Source organism: Enterobacter sp. 04-C-12-SI-ECC (genome assembly GCF_047530715.1).
Classification (GTDB): Bacteria; Pseudomonadota; Gammaproteobacteria; order Enterobacterales; family Enterobacteriaceae; genus Enterobacter; species Enterobacter bugandensis.
This window is the reverse complement of sequence record NZ_JBLKDI010000003.1, coordinates 321,325-342,759: the sequence shown is the minus strand read 5'-3', so window position 1 is coordinate 342,759 and position 21,435 is coordinate 321,325. Positions and strand designations below refer to the sequence as shown.

The window sequence follows — 21,435 nt, the reverse complement described above, 5'->3', positions numbered from 1 at the left end:
CCTGATGCTATGGACGCAGCACAGGAGCGGCGTCCGTAAACCGTCTTCGGCTCTTTGTCACACATAGCCGCCTTTTACCTCGCCACCGGTAAATCCGCGTAGCGCGTCGTATAGGCCGGTGACAGCATCTCCCGCTTCATCGCCCAGGCTTTCTCAATCCCCTGCCCGGCAAACCATATTTTCCCTTTGCCGGAATGATTTAAGCTGTCGATCGTCGCCATCAGCGCCGCGCTGTTGGCGCTCGGGCGGTTATCGTCAAACAAATTCAGCTGGGCAACGCCGCTGCTGAAAAAGTCTGCCAGCATCACCCCCGCTTTCATATAGCGATATCCGTCAAGCCAGATACGCCCCAGCGCCTCAGTGGCGGCACGGATGATATCGCGCGAATCATTGGTGGGCGTCATCAGGGTGACGGAAGCCTGGTTGCCGTAATAAATTTCGTTGTCGGCATGCGGGCTGGTGCGCACAAACACGCTGATAAAGCGGCAATACTGATGCTCGCCACGCAGTTTTTCCGCAGCACGTTCTGCATAGGCGCAAATGGCCTGATGCATCTCCTCGTACTGCGTAATACGGTGTCCAAACGAACGACTACAGATAATTTGCTGCTTCGTGGGAGTAAACTCTTCCAGATCGAGGCAGGGCTCACCTCGAAGCTCGCGCGCCGTGCGCTCCATTACCACGTTAAAATGTTTGCGGATGACCCAGGATGACGCTTCCGCCAGCTCCAGCGCCGTGGTTATCCCCATCGCGTTAAGTTTTTTCGTGATGCGTCGTCCTACGCCCCACACCTCCTCCACCGGAACCTTTGCCAGCAGCTTACGCTGCCGTCCACGATCCGAGAGATCGACCACGCCACCGGTGGCTGACCACCGCTTCGCCGCATAGTTGGCCAGCTTCGCCAGCGTTTTAGTCGGCGCAATCCCGACGCCCACACTTAAGCCTGTGTTTTTAAAGACCTGCGTACGCATCTGATGACCGAATGCTTCCAGCGAGATGCAGTTGCTGACACCCGAAACGTTCACAAATGCTTCATCGATGGAGTAGATCTCAATGGCCGGCGCGAGATCGGTCAGCGTCTGCATCACCCGGCTGCTGAGATCGGCATACAGCGCATAGTTGGAGCTAAAGACGTAAACCCGCGACGGATACCCCTTCTCTTTGAATTTAAAATAGGGCTCCCCCATTTTTATGCCGAACTGCTTTGCCTCCCGCGACAGCGAAATAATACAGCCGTCGTTATTGGACACCACCACGATGGGCTTACCCACCAGATCGGGGCGAAACACCCTCTCGCAGGAGGCATAGAAGCTATTCACATCAACCAGCGCGAACATGTTTATGCGTTTTGAGCGTATGAGTGACGACACCGAAGATTTGCAGCTCCTCTTCGGACTGAAAGGCGATCGGCTGATAGCGGGCATTACGCGGCAGCAGCCGCAGAACCGGGCGGGTCTGTAGCTCTTTCACCGTAAACTCGCCGCCGACCGACGCCACAACAATGTCCCCGTGTTCGGCATTTAACGAGCGGTCTACCACCAGCAGATCGCCGTCGCTAATCCCTGCGCCGATCATGGAGTCCCCGCTCACTTTGATAAAGTAGGTCGCACTGGGGTGCCTGACCGCCAGCCGGTTAAGATCGAGACGATCCTCCACATAATCCTGCGCAGGGCTTGGAAAGCCACAGGCAACACGCTCAAGATATAAAGGTAATTCAATAAGTTGCTTTGGATGATAAGAAAAGAGAGTGTCCATAAATGCCTTTCCCGCTAGATACTGTATATAAACACAGTATTACGGATTACGGCACAGGATCAAGGTCATTTCCGACAAAGACCGCAAACGCGTTGAAGTTTGAGCGGATTTAATTTAGCAACCTCTCCTGCTGGCGATCGCAGACGGGCCAACCAAAAGTCATAAAAAAGTCAACAACCAACACTTTAAAATCACTTCATGTGAAAAAAGATCATTAAATCACTATAGAAACACTATTAATTGACTTAAACATCAGAATAACGCATATTTTAGGGCACGAATTATCAAGATTTTTGGAGGACGTTTTCTATGCCAGCCCGTGACTATCCCGACAAGCGAGTTGCCCGCGGTTTAGCAAAGGAGGCCGATCTCAGGATGTTGAGCGCCCGCATTGAGCCTGACCTGATGGAATACATCAGAATCACCGCCTTTGAGACGCGAAAAAGCAAGCAGGAAATTGTGGCAGAAGCGTTAGCGCTTCACAGACAAAAAAGTCAATACGGAGTCTGAGCAGGCAAAGCCTGGAAGTGTCCTTCCGGCTTTGCCCATGCTGTGATTAACCCATCAGCGCATTCAGTTTTTCAAGTGCTTCAGGCGGCAATTGCACCTCTCCCGCCGCGAGGTTTTGCCGCAGATGCGCCACGGATGACGTGCCGGGGATCAGCAGGATGTTCGGCGACCGTTGCAGTAGCCATGCCAGCGCAACCTGCATCGCCGTTGCGCCCAGGGAATCCGCGACGGCCTGCAGGCCGGTGGACTGCAGTGGCGTGAAGCCTCCCAACGGGAAGAACGGCACATACGCAATCCCCTGCTGCGCCAGTAAATCCACCAGCGCATCGTCGCCGCGGTTCACAATGTTGTACATGTTCTGCACGCAGACGACCTGCACCATCTTCCGCGCTTCCGCCACCTGCGTGGCCGTGACGTTGCTCAGACCAATGTGGCGTACCAGCCCCTGCTGCTGTAATTCTGCGAGGGTGGAAAGCGGTTCAGCAATCGATCCTTCTGCCGGGCCGTGTGCGCTAAACATGATCCGCAGGTTCACCACGTCCAGCACGTCCAGCTTCAGGTTGCGCAGGTTGTCATGCACCGCCTGGGTCAGCTCCTGCGCGGAAAAGGCCGGCAGCCAGGCCCCTTTGTCATCGCGACGGGCACCGATCTTGGTGACGAGGGTAAGATCGTCCCGGTAAGGATGAAGCGCCTCGCGGATCAGCTGGTTCGTCACATGCGGGCCGTAAAAATCGCTGGTATCGATATGATTCACACCCGCCGCCACGGCTTCGCGCAGCACGTCCAGCGCGGCCTGTTTATCCTTCGGCGGGCCAAATACGCCCGGCCCGGCAAGCTGCATTGCCCCGTAGCCCAGTCGTTTCACCGTTCGCGTTCCGAGCGCGTACGTCCCGCTTTTATCAATGCTGCTCATGTTAACCTTCCTCATAAAATGATCCGGATTTACAACAGGTTCCTGACCGAAGCCCTAAGTTAAGCGCGAGTTAAATTAAAGTTTAAATTCTATACGACGATAGTATGGGTGTACCTCTGCATCTTTTCTAACGGACGACCGCTATGCTGAAAAATCTGCACGTGATTACCGGAATTATCTTTGCCCTCACCATATTCTGTCTGCTGCAAGTTGTCACGGGAGGGTTGTTCTACTCTGCCGTCAGCAACGATCGCCATAACTTCCAGAACTCCGGCGTGCTTAATGCCCAGCAGGAAAGCCTGAGCGACAGCGTGAACACGCTGGTGAAAACGCGCGTTACCGTCACCCGCGTGGCAATCCGCTACCTGAAGAACCAGCGCGACCCGGCATCCCTTGCTGCGATTAACAAACTGCTCGGCACCGCAGGCGACTCGCTGGCTAAAGCTGAAGCCTATAACAAAGAATGGCAGAAAATGCCGCAGGTTAACGGCCAGAATGCGGCGTTAACCGACGAGATGCAGAAGTCATGGAATCAGATGCACGAGGTGATGCGTTTGTCGATTGAGTATCTGCGTGCCGACAACTACCAGGCCTATGGCGATCTGGACGCACAGCAGGCCCAGGACGACATGGAAGCGGTCTATAACCGCTGGCGCGCCGAGAACAACACGCTGCTGAAGGCGGCAACCGAAGAGAACCAAAGCAGCTTCACGCAGATGCAGTGGACGCTGGCAGCCATTTTCCTGGCCGTTATCGCCGTGCTGGTGGTGATCTGGCAGGGTTTACAGCACCTGCTGTTAAAACCGCTCAACGCCATCATGAACCATATTCGCGCCATTGCGGGAGGCGATCTGACGCAGGATATCACCCTCTCTGGCCGCAATGAGATGGGTCAGCTGGCGGCTGGCCTGCACGAGATGCAGCAGTCGCTGGTGACGACCGTCAGCGCCGTACGCGGCAGCACCGACTCCATCTACACCGGCGCGGGTGAAATTGCCGCAGGGAGCAACGATCTCTCCGCCCGCACCGAAGAGCAGGCCTCCTCGCTCGAAGAGACTGCCGCCAGCATGGAAGAGCTGACCGCAACGGTTAAACAGAACTCCGATAACGCCCGTCAGGCGACGCTGCTGGCGAAGAATGCCTCTGAAACAGCGGCTCGCGGCGGCCACGTCGTGGATAACGTGGTGCGCACCATGAACGAAATTGCCGACAGTTCGCAGCAAATCGCTCATATTACCGGCGTGATTGACAGCATTGCATTCCAGACCAACATTCTGGCGCTTAACGCCGCGGTGGAAGCCGCACGCGCAGGCGAGCAAGGCCGCGGGTTTGCGGTTGTTGCCGGTGAAGTTCGTACGCTGGCCAGCCGCAGCGCGCAGGCGGCGAAAGAGATCAAAGGGCTTATTGAGAACTCCGTCAGCCGGGTAAACACCGGTTCTGAGCAGGTCAGTGAAGCGGGCGCGACTATGAAGGAGATTGTCGCCGCCGTCACCCGCGTCACCGATATCATGGGCGAGATTTCGTCCGCATCGGATGAACAGAGCCGCGGAATTGAGCAGGTGAGCCTGGCCGTGTCGCAGATGGACAGCGTGACGCAGCAAAACGCCGCGCTGGTGCAGCAGTCGGCCACGGCGGCAGCGGCGCTGGAAGATCAGTCCGAACAGCTGCGTCAGGCCGTGGCCGCGTTTCGTCTGAACGGTAAAGCAAACGCCACCGCCCCGCGCCCGGCCAACGTTAAAACGCCGCAGCTGCTGCGTCCGGCAACGGCTAATGCCACCCCCGACAGTAACTGGGAAACCTTCTAAGCCTCAGGCGGGCGAAGATATCGCCCGCTAACGGCTGCGCTTGGCGTGCCGTTCCCAGTTCTCCTGCTTCGCGTCGTCGGATTTTCGCAGGGAAACATAGCAAGCCCCGCTGCCGCCGTGATGCGGCAGCGCCACGCAGAACGCCTGCACTTCCTTGAACTCGGTTAACCAGCGTGCCAGATAGCTACGCACCACATTAGGATGCGAATTTTGCTCGCGCCCTTTCCCGTGGATGATGATGAGGTTACGTAATCCGTCACGACTGGCCTGGCGAATAAAGGAATACAGCATCTGGCGGCAGCGTTCAGCGGGCTGACGCAACAGATTTAAGCTGGCCTGTCGGGAGTATTTACCCGAACGCAGCTTATCAATAACGCCCTGCTGGACGCCTTCGCGCTGGAACGCCAGCGGCTCGTCAAGTGGCAATAGCTCAAGGAAACCCAGGGTCAGAAAGTTGTCGAGCTGTTCGGTATCGATGTCCTGGCGAGCCCGGGTATTACGGCTTTGCTGCCAGTGGATATCGGTGCAGCGTTTCAGGGGCTGGACATCCTCCATGGCGTCAAGAAAAAGGGATTTGTCGTCAGGGTTCATGGAAATCCTCCGGCTACATCTGGGCTTGTACTATACCTGCGCCAGACAGGTGTCTCAATAACCCTTAGTAGATGAGGCACGAGATAAATATTAACCCGATGAATATATATAGGCATTATAAAATGTACTTAAACCTGACTTAACTAAAACCCCAGCAACGGTAAAATAGGTGATTTGCGTTAAATTTTCGTGAAATCAGTCATTCACCTTCCTTTCATTTTTCGGGAAAGGTGTTATAACTAAATTTACCTGCCTCATGGATATAATACCCAGGACTTGCGAAAGGACGCACTGCTGTGTGTACTATAGGGTCTGTCTGATGTCGGGCAGACTCTGTTTTTTTATTATGCGACACTCACCCTGAAATTATTTTTCTCGCTTCCCTTCTGAATTGCGTAATTAATGATTCGGCAAGCGGAGTTTGACGAGAATCCCGGCGCTGAATTAAATAATATGCGGCTTTTGGAAGCGACTCGGCAACCGGCAAAATGACCAGACGGTGCGCCAGCAGCGGATCACAGCCTAACTCCTGCGGAAGGATACTTAAAAAATCACTTTGCGCAACAAGGCTAATGCAGGAAGAAAAGGTTTCGCACACTACGCCAATCCGCGGTATTTGCGAGCGGTGGCTAAATAGATCTTCTAATTGCTTATAATAACTCCCCCGCGGCGTTGGCATTGTCCAGTTATAATGCAACAGATCGTTAATGGATGTTGCCCCTGTCGCCGGATGCCCTTCCCGGCAAAATACCGCAAACGGTTTTTCGAAGAGTTTTTCAAACGTAAACTCATGGTCGTAAGGCCCCTGATAATAGGTGTTGATGGTGAAGTCCAGTTCGCCCTGGCGTAATTCATTGATCATCGACACCAGCTGCCCTTCCATAATTCGCACTTTAACCTGCGGGTGCTGGGCGTGAAAACGGGTGATGACGGCGGGCATCAGGCTGCGTGACACGCTGGCCCCCATCCCGATATTGATCTGCCCGGCCAGATCCCCCTGCCGCTGGCGAATATCATCCTGCGCCGCACGCAGCTCTTCCAGAATCAGCCTGGCGCGCTGGTAAAACCCTTCCCCGCACTCGGTCAGCGCAACGCCTTTACTCCGGCGAACAAAAAGCTGCGCCGCCATGCCCTCCTCCAGCTCTTTGATGGATTTGGTCAGCGCCGGCTGCGAGAGATTCAGCGTCCGGCTGGCACCGCGAATGCTGCCCTGACGCGCCACTTCAACAAACGCCCGGATTTGATGAAATTTAATCTGAAATGACATAGCCCAACCGATAACTGTTGTTTATCAGAGTAAAGAAACTGTCATCTACTTTAATGGAAAGGGATGTGCGAGGGTAATTCCTGAACGGTTAAAACTGTGAAAAAACGGTTAGTGATAAGTAAAAACTATCACAGCGTGAAGCAGTTCACATTTTTTAATGATGACAGGAACAGATATGGACACACTGGCGCAGTACATCCAGACATTAGCCCCCCAGCTGATCGCATGGCGTCGCGATTTTCACCATTTTGCGGAATCCGGCTGGGTAGAGTTCCGTACCGCCGCAAAGGTCGCGGAAACTCTTGACTCCCTGGGCTACGAACTGGCGATGGGTCGCGACGTGATCGATGCCGAAAGCCGTATGGGGCTGCCCGATGACGCCACCCTTTCGCGAGAGTTTGCCCGTGCGCGGTCACAGGGCGCGCCTGAGAAATGGCTGGCACCGTTTGAAGGCGGATTTACCGGCATTGTGGCGACCCTGAATACCGGACGACCGGGCCCGACGCTGGCGTTTCGCGTCGACATGGATGCCCTTGATTTAAGCGAAGCGCTCGACGACAGCCATCGCCCGTTCCGCGACGGTTTTGCCTCCTGCAACGCGGGAATGATGCACGCCTGCGCGCACGACGGCCACACCACCATTGGCCTGGGGCTGGCAAAGGTGCTTAAGCAGAACGAAGCGCAGCTCAACGGTACCGTCAAGCTGATCTTCCAGCCTGCCGAGGAAGGCACCCGCGGCGCGCGCGCCATGGTCGCCGCCGGGGCGCTGGACGGCGTGGACTATTTTACCGCCATCCATATTGGTACCGGCGTCCCTGCCGGAACGGCGATCTGCGGCAGCGATAACTTTATGGCAACCACCAAGTTCGACGTGAACTTTACCGGCGTTGCCGCACACGCGGGCGGCAAACCGGAGGATGGACGTAACGCCCTGCTTGCCGCCGCGCAGGCCGCCCTCGCCCTGCACAGCATCGCCCCGCACAGCGAAGGCGCTTCCCGCGTCAACGTCGGCGTGATGCAGGCGGGTAGCGGCCGCAACGTGGTGCCCGCAAATGCACTGATTAAGGTTGAAACCCGCGGCGAAAGCGAAGCAATAAACCAGTATGTCTTTGAACGTGCGCAGGCTGTCATTACCGGCGCGGCCGCGCTCTATGGCGTGAGCGCGGAGATGCGCCTGATGGGGGCCGCCACCTCCAGCGCGCCGACGCCGGCCTGGGTTGATTACCTGCGTGAACAGGCGAGCCAGGTATCGGGAATTGTGCACGCAATCGATAAGGTGAAAGCGCCAGCAGGCTCTGAAGACGCCACGCTGATGATGGCCCGCGTGCAGCAGAACGGCGGCATGGCGTCGTATATGGTGTTCGGCACGGATTTGAGCGCCGGACATCACAACGAAAAATTCGACTTCGATGAGCAGGTCATGGCTGTCGCCATTGAAACGCTGGCGCGAACTGCGCTCAATTTCCCGTGGACGCGAGGTGTGTAATGCAGGAGAACTACGCTTTTATTGCCGATGCCATCGACACGCGATGTCAGACGCTAACCGATATTGCCGACGCGATTTGGGATCATCCCGAAACCCGCTTTGAAGAGTTCTGGTCCTCCAGACGGCTCGCTGACGAGCTGGAAGCCGAGGGCTTTACGCTGACCCGCGAGGCAGGCGGTATCCCAAATGCCTTTATCGCCAGCTTCGGCAGCGGAAAACCGGTTATCGCTCTGCTGGGCGAGTACGACGCGCTGGCCGGGCTAAGCCAGCAGGCGCACTGCGCGACGGCGCAATCCGCCACGCCGGGGGCGAACGGCCACGGCTGCGGGCATAACCTGCTGGGTACCGCGGCGCTTGCGGGCGCGGTGGCGGTAAAAAGCTGGCTGGAGCAGCACGGCGGCAGCGGAACGGTGCGTTTTTACGGCTGTCCCGGTGAGGAAGGCGGCTCCGGGAAAACCTTTATGGTACGTGAAGGTTTGTTTGATGACGTTGATGCCGCCGTCACCTGGCACCCGGAGGCCTTTGCCGGGATGTTTAACGTCAGCACGCTCGCCAACATTCAGGCGGCCTGGCGTTTTCACGGCGTGGCGGCGCATGCGGCCAACTCGCCCCATTTAGGGCGCAGCGCGCTGGACGCCGTGACGCTGATGACTACCGGCACCAACTTCCTTAACGAGCACATCATAGAGAAAGCGCGCGTCCATTACGCCATCACCGACACCGGCGGGATTTCGCCCAACGTGGTGCAGGCGCAGGCTGAAGTGCTGTACCTGATCCGCGCCCCGGAGATGGCCGACGCGCAGCAGATCTACCAACGCATCGAAAAAATTGCCCAGGGCGCGGCAATGATGACCGAAACCACCGTCGAATGCCGCTTTGATAAAGCCTGCTCCAGCTACCTGCCGAACCGCACGCTTGAGGCTGCGATGTACCGCGCGTTGCAGCACTACGGCACGCCGGAGTGGACCGATGAAGAGCGCGACTTTGCCCGCGAAATCCGCGCCACGCTGACGCCAAACGATCTGCAGAACAGCCTGAAAAACATTGCCGCCACGGGGGGAGAAGCAGGCAAAGCTTTTGCCCGCCGCCATCAGGAGACGCTGCTGGTGGATGAAGTCGCGCCCTATGCCATCACCGATAACGTGCTGGCGGGTTCAACAGACGTGGGTGACGTCAGCTGGAAAATGCCGGTCGCCCAGTGCTTCAGCCCCTGCTTTACCGTCGGCACGCCGCTGCACACCTGGCAACTGGTGGCGCAAGGACGAACCTCCATCGCCCACAAAGGCATGCTGCTGGCCGGGAAAGTGATGGGCGCAACCGCACTCAATCTGCTGCAGGATGCAGACCTGCTGAAAACATGCCGTGAAGAGTTCGAACAACAAATAGAAGAAAAACCGTACGCGTGTCCGATCCCACCGGGCGTGACTCCGTCACCTTTAAAATAAAAAAACACAACACAACAACACAACACTCCCGAGGAACGCCCATGAGTATGTCATCCATACCTTCGCATTCCCCATCCGGTAAGCTCTATGGCTGGGTTGAAAGGATCGGCAATAAAGTGCCGCACCCTTTCCTGCTGTTTATCTATCTGATTGTGATTTTGATGGTTGCCACCGCCGTGCTCTCGGCCTTTGACGTCAGCGTGCGCAGCCCGGCAGACGGCAGCCTGGTGGCGGTGAAAAACCTGCTTAGCGTTGACGGGCTGCACTGGTTTTTACCGAACGTCATCAAAAACTTCAGCGGTTTCGCTCCGCTGGGGGCCATTCTGGCGCTGGTGCTGGGCGCCGGGCTGGCTGAACGCGTGGGCTTGTTACCCGCGCTTATGGTAAAAATGGCGTCCCACGTCAGCGCGCGCTATGCCAGCTACATGGTGCTGTTTATCGCCTTCTTCAGCCACATTTCATCCGATGCCGCGCTGGTGATTATGCCGCCGATGGGGGCGCTGATCTTCCTCGCCGTCGGGCGCCATCCCGTGGCGGGTCTGCTGTCGGCCATTGCGGGCGTGGGCTGCGGGTTTACCGCCAACCTGCTGATCGTCACCACCGACGTGCTGCTCTCGGGCATCAGCACGGAGGCGGCGAAAACCATTGATGCGGCCATGCACGTCAGCGTGATCGACAACTGGTACTTTATGGCCAGCTCGGTGATTGTCCTGACGATTGTCGGCGGGCTGATAACCGATAAGATCGTCGAGCCGCGTCTGGGCAAATGGGAAGGCCGTAGCGATGAAAAGCTGGAGACGCTGAGCAAAGAGCAGCGCTTCGGCCTGCGCGTGGCCGGGCTGGTCTCGCTGGCGTTTATCGCGCTGGTGGCGCTGATGGTGGTGCCGGAAAACGGCATACTGCGCGATCCGGTTAAGCATACCGTCCTGCCGTCGCCGTTTATTCAGGGCATCGTGCCGCTGATTATTCTCTTCTTCTTTGTCGTTTCGCTCGCCTACGGTATCGCTACCGGCAAAATCCGCCGTCAGGGCGATCTGCCGCAGCTGATGATCGAGCCAATGAAAGAGATGGCGGGCTTTATCGTGATGGTATTCCCGCTGGCGCAGTTTGTGGCGATGTTTAACTGGAGCAACATGGGCAAGTTTATGGCCGTGGGCCTGACCGACGCGCTGGAGGCTGCCGGATTAAGCGGCGTACCGGCGTTTGTCGGCCTGGCGCTGCTGTCATCCCTGCTGTGCATGTTTATTGCCAGCGGCTCCGCCATCTGGTCAATTCTGGCGCCGATCTTCGTGCCGATGTTTATGATGCTCGGGTTCCACCCGGCGTTTGCCCAGATCCTGTTCCGCATCGCGGACTCCTCGGTGATCCCGCTGGCGCCCGTCTCACCTTTCGTTCCGCTGTTTTTAGGCTTCCTGCAGCGCTATAAGCCCGAGGCCAGACTGGGTACCTACTATTCGCTGGTTTTACCCTACCCGCTTATCTTTTTAGGGGTATGGCTGGTGATGCTGGTGGCATGGTATCTTGTCGGCCTGCCGATTGGGCCGGGGATATACCCGAGGCTAAATTAAAGGATTGAAAATGCTGAGATTACTCGAAGATAAAATTGCGACGCCGCTCGGGCCGCTGTGGGTGATCGCGGACGAGCAGTTCTGCCTGCGCGCCGTTGAGTGGGAAGAGCACAGCGACCGCATGGAGGAACTGCTTGATATTCATTACCGCGCACAAGGTTATGAACGCATCAGCGCCACCAACCCGGGCGGGCTGAGCGACAAGCTGGCGGCGTATTTTGAAGGCGATCTCAGCATCATTGACACTCTGCCAACCGCCACGGCAGGTACCCCTTTTCAGCGCGAAGTGTGGCGGGCGCTGCGGTCGATTCCGTGCGGGCAGGTCATGCATTACGGCCAGCTCGCGGAGCAGCTAGGCCGCGCAGGCGCCGCACGCGCGGTGGGTGCCGCCAATGGCTCTAATCCGGTCAGCATTGTGGTGCCCTGCCATCGGGTCATTGGCCGTAACGGCACCATGACCGGCTATGCCGGTGGCGTGCAGCGTAAGGAGTGGTTACTACGTCACGAAGGGTATCTCTTGCTGTAGATCCCAGGCTTTTTGTGCTTAATTTTCTTCCGGTTAGGCTAAAAATCCATAATCAAGCTGTGGAATTTCAAGAAGATGGCAACACGTTGCCGTCTCTTGTCCTTATTGAGGGTTTGTCAGGCTTACGTACTTACCAAAAAGATGTTAAAATTGACCAATATCAATTAAGGCTTGAGCAAACCTATGATCCCGGAAAAGCGAATTATACGACGCATTCAGTCTGGCGGTTGTGCTATCCATTGCCAGGATTGCAGCATCAGCCAGCTCTGTATCCCGTTTACCCTGAATGAGCATGAACTCGATCAGCTTGATAATATCATCGAGCGCAAAAAGCCGATTCAGAAAGGGCAGACGCTGTTTAAAGCGGGAGACGAACTGAAATCGCTCTATGCTATCCGCTCTGGCACCATCAAGAGCTACACCATCACCGAACAGGGTGACGAGCAGATCACCGGCTTCCACCTGGCAGGCGATCTGGTGGGCTTTGATGCCATCGGCACTGGTCACCACCCGAGCTTTGCTCAGGCACTCGAAACCTCGATGGTTTGCGAAATTCCGTTTGAAACCCTGGACGATCTGTCCGGTAAGATGCCTAACCTGCGTCAGCAGATGATGCGTCTGATGAGCGGTGAGATCAAAGGCGATCAGGACATGATTCTGCTGCTTTCCAAAAAGAACGCAGAAGAGCGCCTGGCCGCGTTTATCTACAACCTCTCCCGCCGCTTCGCCGAGCGCGGTTTCTCGCCGCGTGAGTTCCGTCTGACCATGACCCGTGGCGATATCGGTAACTACCTGGGCCTGACCGTTGAGACCATCAGCCGTCTGCTGGGTCGTTTCCAGAAGAGCGGAATGCTGGCCGTTAAGGGTAAATACATCACTATCGAAAACGGCGAAGCGCTGGCCGTTCTTGCCGGACACGCCCGCAACGTGGCGTAACTCTCCGCCTGTTGATAACCAGACTGATAAATTCACGTGATTTATTGGTCTGGTATCATCGCTTCCGCTTTAAGACATTTTCACCGTAGCACGTCCCCATACAGCGCCTGAAAGGTTGTCGTTGAGGTTATGAATTGAGAGAAAGTTTGTTTTTCGTTTCAGTCGTGATCGCCTCAGTGACCTTTATCTTCATCTGGATCATGCTTGTCGGTCCGATGAAGGGGGAGGAAAAAACCTACGTTCAGGATTCCACGACCTTTGCGATAGCGGTGATGGTGCTGCTGTTCATTGCGTTTATCGCGGTGACATCCACCGTGCTTTTCCTCTGATAAATTTTCATGAATTATTGATCTGGCAAAAGCTCCCCTCTGTTTCATTCAGGATATATAGGTTACTCTTTTAATTACAGACTGTGGTGACAGTAGTAAGGAGACCTGTATGGCCAAGTATCAAAACATGCTGGTAGCTATCGATCCGAATCAGGACGATCAGCCGGCATTACGACGTGCTGTGTATTTACATCAACGGATTGGTGGCAAAATCAAAGCGTTTTTGCCGATCTATGACTTCTCGTATGAGATGACCACCCTTCTGTCGCCTGACGAGCGCACCGCTATGCGTCAGGGCGTCATCAGCCAGCGTACCGCGTGGATCCGTGAACAGGCGAAGTATTACCTGGAAGCGGGCGTGCCTATTGATATTAAAGTGGTCTGGCATAACCGACCTTTTGAGGCCATTATCCAGGAAGTGGTTGCCGGTGGGCACGACCTGCTGCTGAAGATGGCGCACCAGCACGACAAGCTGGAGTCCGTAATCTTCACTCCGACCGACTGGCATTTGTTGCGTAAATGCCCTTGCCCGGTCTGGATGGTGAAAGACCAGCCGTGGCCTGAAGGCGGGAAAGCCGTTGTGGCGGTGAATCTCGCGAGCGAAGAGGATTATCACAATTCGCTCAACGAGAAGCTGGTGAAGGAGACCATCCAGCTTGCCGATCAGGTTAACCATACCGAAGTGCATCTGGTGGGCGCCTATCCGGTTACCCCGATCAATATCGCCATTGAGCTGCCGGAATTTGACCCTAGCGTCTATAACGACGCGATCCGCGGTCAGCACCTGCTGGCGATGAAAGCGCTGCGCCAGAAGTTCAGCATTGACGAGAACATGACGCACGTGGAAAAAGGGCTGCCTGAAGAGGTGATCCCGGATTTAGCCGAACATCTGCAGGCCGGGATTGTGGTGCTGGGCACCATTGGCCGGACCGGTATCTCTGCTGCCTTCCTCGGCAATACCGCCGAACAGGTGATCGACCATCTGCGCTGCGACCTGCTGGTCATCAAGCCGGATGAGTATCAGACGCCGATTGAGCTGGACGACCCGGAAGACGATTAACGTAAACATCAAAGCCCGCCGCTCCGGCGGGCTTTTCTCATCAGCTCTCCATTACCGGCTTCGGCTGTTCACCTGACTCATCCTGCATCCACGGCGCGTGCAATACCATGCTGGGCAGCGCCAGCTTAATCTCCTGGGCGTTCAGCCCTTCAAGAATACGGATATTGATCTCCTGCTGGATGTCCATGTATTTATTGTAATCCGCGGTATTAACGATATGGACGACTTCAAACGTCAGGCGGTCGCGGTCAAATCCCAGAAAATGGGCACGATCGAATTTTGTCTCGCCGACATCGGTAATGATCTGCCGGACCATATCCCCCACGTAGCGCAACTTATCGGGCGGCGTGTCGCTGGCTACGCCAAAGGTAAAGACGATGCGACGCGTCTGCATGCGTTTGTAGTTGTGAAGCGTCTGCTGAAGCAAAATGGCGTTACCGCAGACGATCTGCTCCCCGCTCAGGCTGCGGATGCGGGTCGTTTTCAGGCCAATGTGCTCTACCGTCCCCGCCACGTCGTTGAACACCACAAAATCGCCAATTTCAAACGGCTTATCAAAGCCAATAGAGAGCGAGGCAAACACGTCGCTGAGGATCGTTTGTACGGCGAGGGCGATGGCAATACCCCCTACCCCAAGGCTGGCAACCAGAGCAGTGATGTTGACGCCCGCGTTAGCAAGGATAGACAGCAGCATCACTGACCAGACGATGGCACGGAGAATAAGCCCCGTGATCACCAGCGTGACCGGGTTTTTATGGCTTCCGGGCGCCAGCATGACGTGACGAAGCCACGACACCACCCCCTGATCCATCCACAGCGCCACCTGGATGGCGAAAACCAGGAACCAGGCGTGGCTCACGGTGCCAAAGAGATGATCCGGCAAGTCAACGAAACGCAGGCTGAAGAGCAGCGCCACCACAAACAGCAGGAAGCGGCTGGTGCGGTTAAGCATATCGGTCAGGATAAAACGCATCCGGTTGGTGGTCGGGTGCTTGTCGCCCCAGGTGGTGATGCCTTTCTTAACGAATGCGATCAGGCGCGTTAGCAGCCAGTACACCAGCAGCGTCACAAAGACAACCGTGGCGGCGCCTATCCAGAATGTCGGCGTCATCATCAGCGCGATGATGTCGAAGCGGGACAGAAATTGCATTACACCTCCTCGTATTACACAAAGGGTAAAGTATAGACAGAGGAGAAACGCTGGCCGCAGAAATAGGAAAACCGCCCCGAAGGGCGGTTTGTCAGGAGAAAGCGAATTACAGCGCTTTCAGAATCGCATCCACGCTGGCTTTGGCGTCGCCAAATAGCATATGGGTATTCTCTTTGAAGAACAGCGGGTTCTGCACGCCAGCATAGCCGGTGTTCATCGAGCGTTTGAAGACAATGACGTTCTGCGCCTTCCACACTTCCAGAACCGGCATCCCGGCGATTGGGCTGCGCGGATCGTCCTGTGCCGCCGGGTTAACGGTGTCGTTAGCACCAATTACCAGCACGGTGTCGGTGTCGGCGAAATCATCGTTGATCTCGTCCATCTCCAGCACGATGTCGTATGGCACCTTCGCTTCCGCCAGCAGTACGTTCATGTGGCCCGGCAGACGTCCGGCCACCGGGTGAATACCAAAGCGAACTTTGATACCGCGCGCGCGCAGCTTCTCGGTGATTTCCGCCACCGGATACTGCGCCTGCGCCACCGCCATACCGTAGCCTGGGGTGATGATCACAGAATGCGAGTTTTTCAGCATTTCTGCGGTGTCTTCCGCGCTGATCTCACGGTGTTCACCCACTTCTTCGTCAGTGCCGGTAGAAGAACCGTCAGAACCGAAGCCACCGGCGATAACGCTGATGAACGAACGGTTCATCGCCTTACACATGATGTAAGACAGGATGGCACCGGAAGAACCGACCAGCGCACCGGTGACGATCAGCAGGTCGTTGCTCAGCATAAAGCCCGCAGCCGCCGCTGCCCAACCGGAGTAGGAGTTCAGCATCGAGACAACCACCGGCATATCCGCACCGCCGATGGACGCCACCAGATGCCAGCCAAACGCCAGCGCGATGATGGTCATCACCAGCAGCGCCAGTACCTGCAGGCCCACGCTTTCGGTACGCACGAAGACCACCAGGAGCACAAACGACACCACCAGCGCCGCCAGGTTCAGCTTGTGACGGTTAGGCAGCATCAGCGGTTTAGAAGAGATCTTACCGCGCAGCTTGCCGAACGCCACGATAGAACCGGTGAAGGTTACTGCACCGATGAAGATACCGAGGAACACTTCGGTCAGATGAATGTTGACCAGAATCGGCTCCATGCCCGGTTCGTGATACAGGTAGCTGTTGAAGCCCACCAGCACCGCCGCCAGGCCCACGAAGCTGTGCAGAATCGCCACCAGCTCCGGCATCTCGGTCATTTCAACGCGCTTCGCCAGGCGAATACCAATCGCGCCGCCGATGATCATCGCCACCAGGATCCACGCCACGTTGCCGGTATCCGGCCCGAAGATGGTGGCAATCAGCGCAATCGCCATCCCGGCGATACCAAAGTTATTTCCCTGCTGAGACGTTTCGTGTTTGGAAAGCCCCGCCAGACTGAAAATAAACAGGATTGCAGCAACAATGTATGCGGCTGTAACTAATCCTCCAGACATATGCTACCCCTTAGCCTTTACGAAACATTTTCAGCATGCGCTGAGTCACGGTGAAACCACCGAAAATATTGATACTGGCGATCAGCACCGCGATAAAGCTCAGGAAGCTGATCCAGCCGCCGTGTCCAATCTGCAGCAACGCCCCTACCACGATGATCCCGGAGATAGCGTTGGTCACCGACATTAGCGGTGTATGCAGCGCATGGGAGACGTTCCACACCACGTAGTAACCCACAACGCACGAGAGTGCAAAGACGGTAAAGTGGCCGAGGAACTCTTTCGGCGCGACGTCAGCCAGCCAGCCGAACAGAATAATGACCAGCGCCATGATGGCGTATTTGCGCCACGGAGAAGCCGGTTTAGCCGGTTCTTTTGGCTCGGGTGCCGCTTTCGGCGCAGCCTGGGGCTGGGCTGAAACCTGAATAGGCGGCGCAGGCCAGGTAATTTCACCTTCGCGAACGACGGTGACGCCGCGCACCACCACATCGTCAAAATCGACGGTGATGTTGCCGTCTTTCTCTTTGCAAAGCAGTTTCAGCAGGTTAACCAGGTTGGTGCCGTACAGCTGAGACGACTGGGTTGGCAGGCGGCCAGGCAGGTCGGTATAGCCGATCACCTTAACGCCGTTAGCGGTCGTGGTCACCTGATTGGCAACGGTATACTCGCAGTTACCGCCGTTTTGCGCCGCCAGGTCGACAATCACGCTGCCCGGCTTCATGGAGTCGACCATCTCGCGGGTGATCAGCTTCGGCGCCGGTTTACCCGGAATAAGCGCGGTGGTAACAATAATGTCGACGTCTTTCGCCTGCGCGGCAAAGAGTTCCATTTCGGCTTTGATAAAGGCTTCGGACATCACCTTCGCGTAACCATCACCGCTGCCCGCTTCTTCCTTAAAGTCCAGCTCAAGGAATTCGGCCCCCATGCTCTGGACCTGTTCCTTCACTTCGGGACGGGTGTCGAACGCGCGCACGATAGCGCCCAGGCTGTTTGCCGCACCGATTGCGGCAAGACCCGCCACGCCCGCGCCAATCACCATCACTTTCGCCGGTGGGACTTTCCCCGCCGCGGTGATCTGGCCGGTAAAGAAGCGTCCAAATTCGTGAGCGGCTTCAACAATGGCGCGGTAGCCGGCAATGTTTGCCATGGAGCTCAGCGCATCCAGCGACTGCGCGCGCGAAATACGCGGCACGGAGTCCATCGCCATCACGGTCACGCCACGGGCCGCCAGCTTCTCCATCAGTTCAGGATTTTGTGCAGGCCAGACGAAGCTCACCAGCGTGGTGCCTGGATTCAGCAGCGCAATCTCACTCTCTTCCGGCGCGTTGACCTTCAGAATCACGGGCGACTGCCAGACTTCAGCACCGTCCACCACTTCCGCGCCAGCCTGAATAAAGGCTTCGTCATCGAAACTCGCCAGCTTGCCTGCGCCGCTTTCAACCGCGACGGTAAAACCCAGCTTAAGCAGTTGCTCCACCGTTTTCGGTGTTGCCGCTACGCGGGTTTCATTGGCTAACCGTTCTTTTGGTACCCCAATACGCATAGTTTTCCCTTCCATCGGTTTTTGATGATGGTTTGTCGATAAATGCCCGCGGTTTGTATCAATTTTCGCCAGCATGATAGCGACGAGAAATGAGTAACCCCGCAAAATAAAACAGTAACAAACTGTCTATAACCTACTGAAAATAGCGCTTGTGATCTACCGCCAGAAAACACTATTTCTTACTTTATCTGTGAAAAATAAGCGATCGGCGTCACTGACAGTGATATTTACCTTAAATTCATCGCCAGAACCGATAAATCGCGCAAGCGAAGCGGTAAAAACATGATATAGCGCCATAAGAGAACAAGTTATTAACATTAAATTAACTTGTAAAAGTCATATGCTTTATCAGTTTTGCTTGTCAAACGCCTGTTTTTTCAACATATCACTAAATGTTATCGAATTCGGTAATTGAGTGAGCACAGGCAGTGAAAAATGGCGCAGACAGCGACGGGTTTTAAATGCCATAATCGGGGCCGTCTCAAATAAACAACAATACCAGTACATGGTTTGCGCAAGGCGAAGGATTATTTTTATGAAGCTTAAGAACACACTCCTGGCGTCCGCACTTCTCTGTGCGACCGCCCTGTCTGCGAATGCCGCAACAGAGTTAACGCCAGAGCAAGCGGCAGCGTTAAAACCTTTTGACCATACGGTCATTGTGGGTCGTTATAATTCTATTGGCGATGCCGTCGCCGCCGCATCAAAAGCCGCGGATAAAAACGGGGCGGCCTCCTTTTACGTAGTTGACCAGTCCGATTACGGCAACAGCGGTAATCAGCGCGTGACCATTGCGCTGTATAAAGATAATGCACCAAAGGCTGACGCGCCGAAAAACCGCGTGATCAACGGTATCGTTGAGCTGCCAAAAGACCAGGCCATTGAGCTGGAACCTTACGACACCGTTACCGTTCAGGGCTTCTATCGCAGCCAGCCAGAAGTGAACGATGCCATCACCAAAGCCGCGAAAGAGAAAGGTGCCTACTCTTTCTATATCGTGCGTCAGGTGGATGCTAACCAGGGCGGCAACCAGCGCATTACCGCATTCATCTACAAAGAAGATGCGAAAAAACGCGTTCTGCAGAGCCCGGATGCCATCCCTGCGGATTCTGAAGCGGGTCGCGCGGCGATAGCCAAAGGCGGCGAAGAAGCGAAGAAAGTTGAAATTCCGGGCGTAGCGACCTCTGCGGCGCCAAGCGCTGAAGTGGGCCGTTTCTTTGAAACGCAGTCCACGAAAGGTGGCCGTTACTCCGTGACGCTGCCGGACGGCACCAAAATTGAAGAGCTGAACAAAGCCACTGCCGCGCAGATGGTGCCGTTCGACAGCATCAAGTTTACCGGCAACTACGGCAATATGACGGAAGTCTCTTATCAGGTCGCGAAGCGTGCGGCGAAGAAAGGGGCGAAGTATTACCACATCACCCGCCAGTGGCAGGAACGTGGTAACAACGTGACCATCAGCGCCGATCTGTACAAGTAACAAAACCGTTGATGAAAGGCGGCGCAATGCCGCCTTTTTTGTTACTTTTTTTGAAAATCTGCCACACATCATTGCATGCTTTCGTTACACTCCGTAAAATCCCGCGCCTTAGTGTGATCCACCATTTTTATGCGCCTTAGCGAAATAATTATTCTGGATTGGGACTTTTCATAACAGGAAGCCAATGGAAAAGAAACTTGGCCTGAGTGCTTTAACTGCACTTGTATTGAGCTCAATGCTGGGCGCGGGCGTATTCAGTTTACCGCAGAACATGGCGGCCGTCGCAAGCCCTGCCGCCCTGCTCATTGGCTGGGGCATTACCGGTGTCGGGATATTGCTGCTGGCGTTTGCCATGCTGTTGCTGACGCGCATTCGCCCGGATCTGGATGGCGGCATTTTCACCTATGCACGTGAAGGTTTCGGCGAGCTGATCGGCTTCTGTTCCGCCTGGGGCTACTGGCTGTGCGCGGTCATCGCCAACGTCTCTTATCTGGTGATTGTCTTCTCGGCGCTCAGTTTCTTTACCGATACCCCTGAGCTGCGCCTGTTTGGCGACGGTAATACCTGGCAGTCTATCGTCGGCGCCTCGGTGCTGCTGTGGATTGTTCACTGGCTGATTTTGCGCGGTGTCCAGACCGCCGCCAGCATCAACCTGGTGGCGACGCTGGCGAAGCTGGTGCCGCTTGGCCTGTTTATCGTGCTGGCCTTCATTGCGTTCCGTCTCGACGTGTTTTCGCTTGATTTCAGCGGCATTGCGCTGGGCGTTCCGGTCTGGGAGCAGGTGAAAAACACGATGCTGATTACCCTGTGGGTATTTATCGGCGTTGAGGGTGCCGTCGTGGTTTCTGCCCGCGCGCGTAATAAGCGCGATGTGGGCCGCGCCACGCTGCTGGCCGTCCTGGCGGCGCTGGGCGTGTATCTGCTGGTGACCCTGCTGTCGCTGGGCGTGGTGGCGCGTCCTGAACTGGCCGAAATGCGTAACCCGTCCATGGCAGGACTGATGGTGAAAATGCTCGGCCCGTGGGGCGACGTGGTGATTGCCGCAGGGCTGATCGTCTCCGTCTGCGGCGCTTACCTGAGCTGGACCATCATGGCGGCTGAAGTGCCGTTCCTGGCCGCGACGCACAAGGCGTTTCCACGCCTGTTTGCCCGTCAAAACCAAAATAATGCGCCATCAGCCTCACTCTGGCTGACCAACATCAGCGTTCAGGTCTGTCTGGTGCTGATCTGGCTCACAGGTTCAGACTATAACACCCTGCTGACCATCGCCTCGGAGATGATTCTGGTACCCTATTTCTTAGTGGGTGCGTATTTGTTAAAAATCGCCACGCGTCCGGCGCACTATGTTGTGGGCGTAGGGGCCTGTATTTACGGCCTGTGGTTGTTGTATGCTTCCGGGCCGATGCATCTGCTGCTGTCAGTTGTGCTGTATGCGCCGGGTCTGCTGGTGTTTATCTATGCCCGCCGCACGCATCAGCTGGAGAACGCGCTGAAACGCCGTGAAATGGCCTTAATCGGGCTGTTACTGGTTGCTGCCGTACCGGCAACCTGGATGTTAATGGGATAGCACTGTCTTTCC

The 21,435-nt window shown here is 55.9% G+C and carries 19 protein-coding genes; 11 read left to right on the top strand and 8 right to left on the bottom strand.

The features are described from left to right. Positions 1 to 74: 74 nt before the first annotated feature. Together umuC and umuD are read right to left on the bottom strand one after the other, a co-directional pair. On the bottom strand, positions 75 to 1,337 hold the full coding sequence (gene umuC, locus ACMWL8_RS07655) for a translesion error-prone DNA polymerase V subunit UmuC (RefSeq protein ID WP_045261466.1): 1,263 nt from the start codon (positions 1,335 to 1,337) through the stop codon (positions 75 to 77). Continuing rightward, positions 1,321 to 1,755: a translesion error-prone DNA polymerase V autoproteolytic subunit gene (gene umuD, locus ACMWL8_RS07650; protein ID WP_028012955.1), complete on the bottom strand. Its 435-nt coding sequence runs from the start codon at positions 1,753 to 1,755 to the stop codon at positions 1,321 to 1,323. Before umuD ends, umuC begins: the two co-directional genes overlap by 17 nt. 309 nt (positions 1,756 to 2,064) lie before the next feature. Between umuD and ACMWL8_RS07645 the strand changes: the two genes are divergently transcribed. Beyond that, positions 2,065 to 2,265, top strand: coding sequence for a hypothetical protein (locus tag ACMWL8_RS07645; protein ID WP_045261467.1), 201 nt, complete (start codon positions 2,065 to 2,067; stop codon positions 2,263 to 2,265). Positions 2,266 to 2,311: 46 nt separating this feature from the next. On the opposite strand, the gene ACMWL8_RS07640 is transcribed toward ACMWL8_RS07645, so the two are convergent. Next, the gene (locus tag ACMWL8_RS07640) at positions 2,312 to 3,178 is read right to left on the bottom strand and encodes an aldo/keto reductase family oxidoreductase (RefSeq protein WP_028012953.1); all 867 of its coding nucleotides are present in this window, start codon (positions 3,176 to 3,178) and stop codon (positions 2,312 to 2,314) included. 143 nt (positions 3,179 to 3,321) lie between these two features. Here ACMWL8_RS07640 and tcp point away from each other — a divergent pair, with 143 nt between their 5' ends. Next, entirely contained in the window at positions 3,322 to 4,983 is a 1,662-nt protein-coding gene (gene tcp, locus ACMWL8_RS07635) for a methyl-accepting chemotaxis citrate transducer (RefSeq protein ID WP_028012952.1), read from the top strand. Between the two features lie 27 nt (positions 4,984 to 5,010). Here the strand turns inward: tcp and smrA are convergent, their stop codons facing one another. After that, positions 5,011 to 5,574, bottom strand: a complete 564-nt coding sequence (gene smrA, locus ACMWL8_RS07630; protein ID WP_045261469.1) for a DNA endonuclease SmrA — start codon at positions 5,572 to 5,574, stop codon at positions 5,011 to 5,013. A 355-nt stretch (positions 5,575 to 5,929) separates the two neighbouring features. After that, on the bottom strand, positions 5,930 to 6,841 hold the full coding sequence (locus tag ACMWL8_RS07625) for a LysR family transcriptional regulator (protein ID WP_045261470.1): 912 nt from the start codon (positions 6,839 to 6,841) through the stop codon (positions 5,930 to 5,932). A gap of 175 nt (positions 6,842 to 7,016) precedes the next feature. Here ACMWL8_RS07625 and ACMWL8_RS07620 point away from each other — a divergent pair, with 175 nt between their 5' ends. The 7 genes from ACMWL8_RS07620 to uspE all read left to right on the top strand — a co-directional run bounded on the left by ACMWL8_RS07620 (position 7,017) and on the right by uspE (position 14,191). Beyond that, the gene (locus ACMWL8_RS07620) at positions 7,017 to 8,327 is read left to right on the top strand and encodes a M20 family metallo-hydrolase (RefSeq protein ID WP_045261471.1); all 1,311 of its coding nucleotides are present in this window, start codon (positions 7,017 to 7,019) and stop codon (positions 8,325 to 8,327) included. Continuing rightward, positions 8,327 to 9,772 carry a M20 family metallopeptidase gene (locus tag ACMWL8_RS07615; protein ID WP_045261472.1) on the top strand — a complete coding sequence of 482 codons (1,446 nt, stop codon included), beginning with the start codon at positions 8,327 to 8,329 and terminating at the stop codon, positions 9,770 to 9,772. The genes ACMWL8_RS07620 and ACMWL8_RS07615 overlap by 1 nt, the downstream gene beginning before the upstream one ends. A 41-nt stretch (positions 9,773 to 9,813) precedes the next feature. After that, entirely contained in the window at positions 9,814 to 11,340 is a 1,527-nt protein-coding gene (gene abgT / locus ACMWL8_RS07610; protein ID WP_045261473.1) for a p-aminobenzoyl-glutamate transporter, read from the top strand. Positions 11,341 to 11,350: 10 nt separating this feature from the next. Further along, positions 11,351 to 11,866 (top strand): methylated-DNA--[protein]-cysteine S-methyltransferase, encoded by a 516-nt coding sequence (gene ogt, locus ACMWL8_RS07605; RefSeq protein WP_045261474.1) that lies wholly within the window; start codon positions 11,351 to 11,353, stop codon positions 11,864 to 11,866. 183 nt (positions 11,867 to 12,049) lie between these two features. Continuing rightward, positions 12,050 to 12,802, top strand: a complete 753-nt coding sequence (gene fnr, locus ACMWL8_RS07600; protein ID WP_006174991.1) for a fumarate/nitrate reduction transcriptional regulator Fnr — start codon at positions 12,050 to 12,052, stop codon at positions 12,800 to 12,802. A 146-nt stretch (positions 12,803 to 12,948) separates the two neighbouring features. Further along, positions 12,949 to 13,131 (top strand): hypothetical protein, encoded by a 183-nt coding sequence (locus tag ACMWL8_RS07595; protein WP_224224379.1) that lies wholly within the window; start codon positions 12,949 to 12,951, stop codon positions 13,129 to 13,131. Positions 13,132 to 13,240: 109 nt separating this feature from the next. After that, a complete protein-coding gene (uspE, locus tag ACMWL8_RS07590) occupies positions 13,241 to 14,191 on the top strand; it encodes a universal stress protein UspE (protein WP_028012944.1) in 951 nt (316 codons plus the stop codon). A 40-nt stretch (positions 14,192 to 14,231) separates the two neighbouring features. Here the strand turns inward: uspE and ACMWL8_RS07585 are convergent, their stop codons facing one another. From ACMWL8_RS07585 to pntA, 3 genes are all read right to left on the bottom strand, one after another. Further along, positions 14,232 to 15,341, bottom strand: a complete 1,110-nt coding sequence (locus tag ACMWL8_RS07585; RefSeq protein ID WP_045261475.1) for a mechanosensitive ion channel family protein — start codon at positions 15,339 to 15,341, stop codon at positions 14,232 to 14,234. A gap of 106 nt (positions 15,342 to 15,447) precedes the next feature. After that, positions 15,448 to 16,836 carry a Re/Si-specific NAD(P)(+) transhydrogenase subunit beta gene (gene pntB / locus ACMWL8_RS07580; protein ID WP_045261476.1) on the bottom strand — a complete coding sequence of 463 codons (1,389 nt, stop codon included), beginning with the start codon at positions 16,834 to 16,836 and terminating at the stop codon, positions 15,448 to 15,450. 10 nt (positions 16,837 to 16,846) lie between these two features. Continuing rightward, positions 16,847 to 18,376: a Re/Si-specific NAD(P)(+) transhydrogenase subunit alpha gene (pntA, locus tag ACMWL8_RS07575; RefSeq protein ID WP_028012942.1), complete on the bottom strand. Its 1,530-nt coding sequence runs from the start codon at positions 18,374 to 18,376 to the stop codon at positions 16,847 to 16,849. A gap of 535 nt (positions 18,377 to 18,911) precedes the next feature. Between pntA and ydgH the strand changes: the two genes are divergently transcribed. Both ydgH and ACMWL8_RS07565 read left to right on the top strand, forming a co-directional pair. After that, entirely contained in the window at positions 18,912 to 19,856 is a 945-nt protein-coding gene (gene ydgH, locus ACMWL8_RS07570; RefSeq protein ID WP_028012941.1) for a DUF1471 family protein YdgH, read from the top strand. Positions 19,857 to 20,040: 184 nt separating this feature from the next. Further along, positions 20,041 to 21,423, top strand: a complete 1,383-nt coding sequence (locus ACMWL8_RS07565; protein ID WP_028012940.1) for an amino acid permease — start codon at positions 20,041 to 20,043, stop codon at positions 21,421 to 21,423. Positions 21,424 to 21,435: the final 12 nt, after the last annotated feature.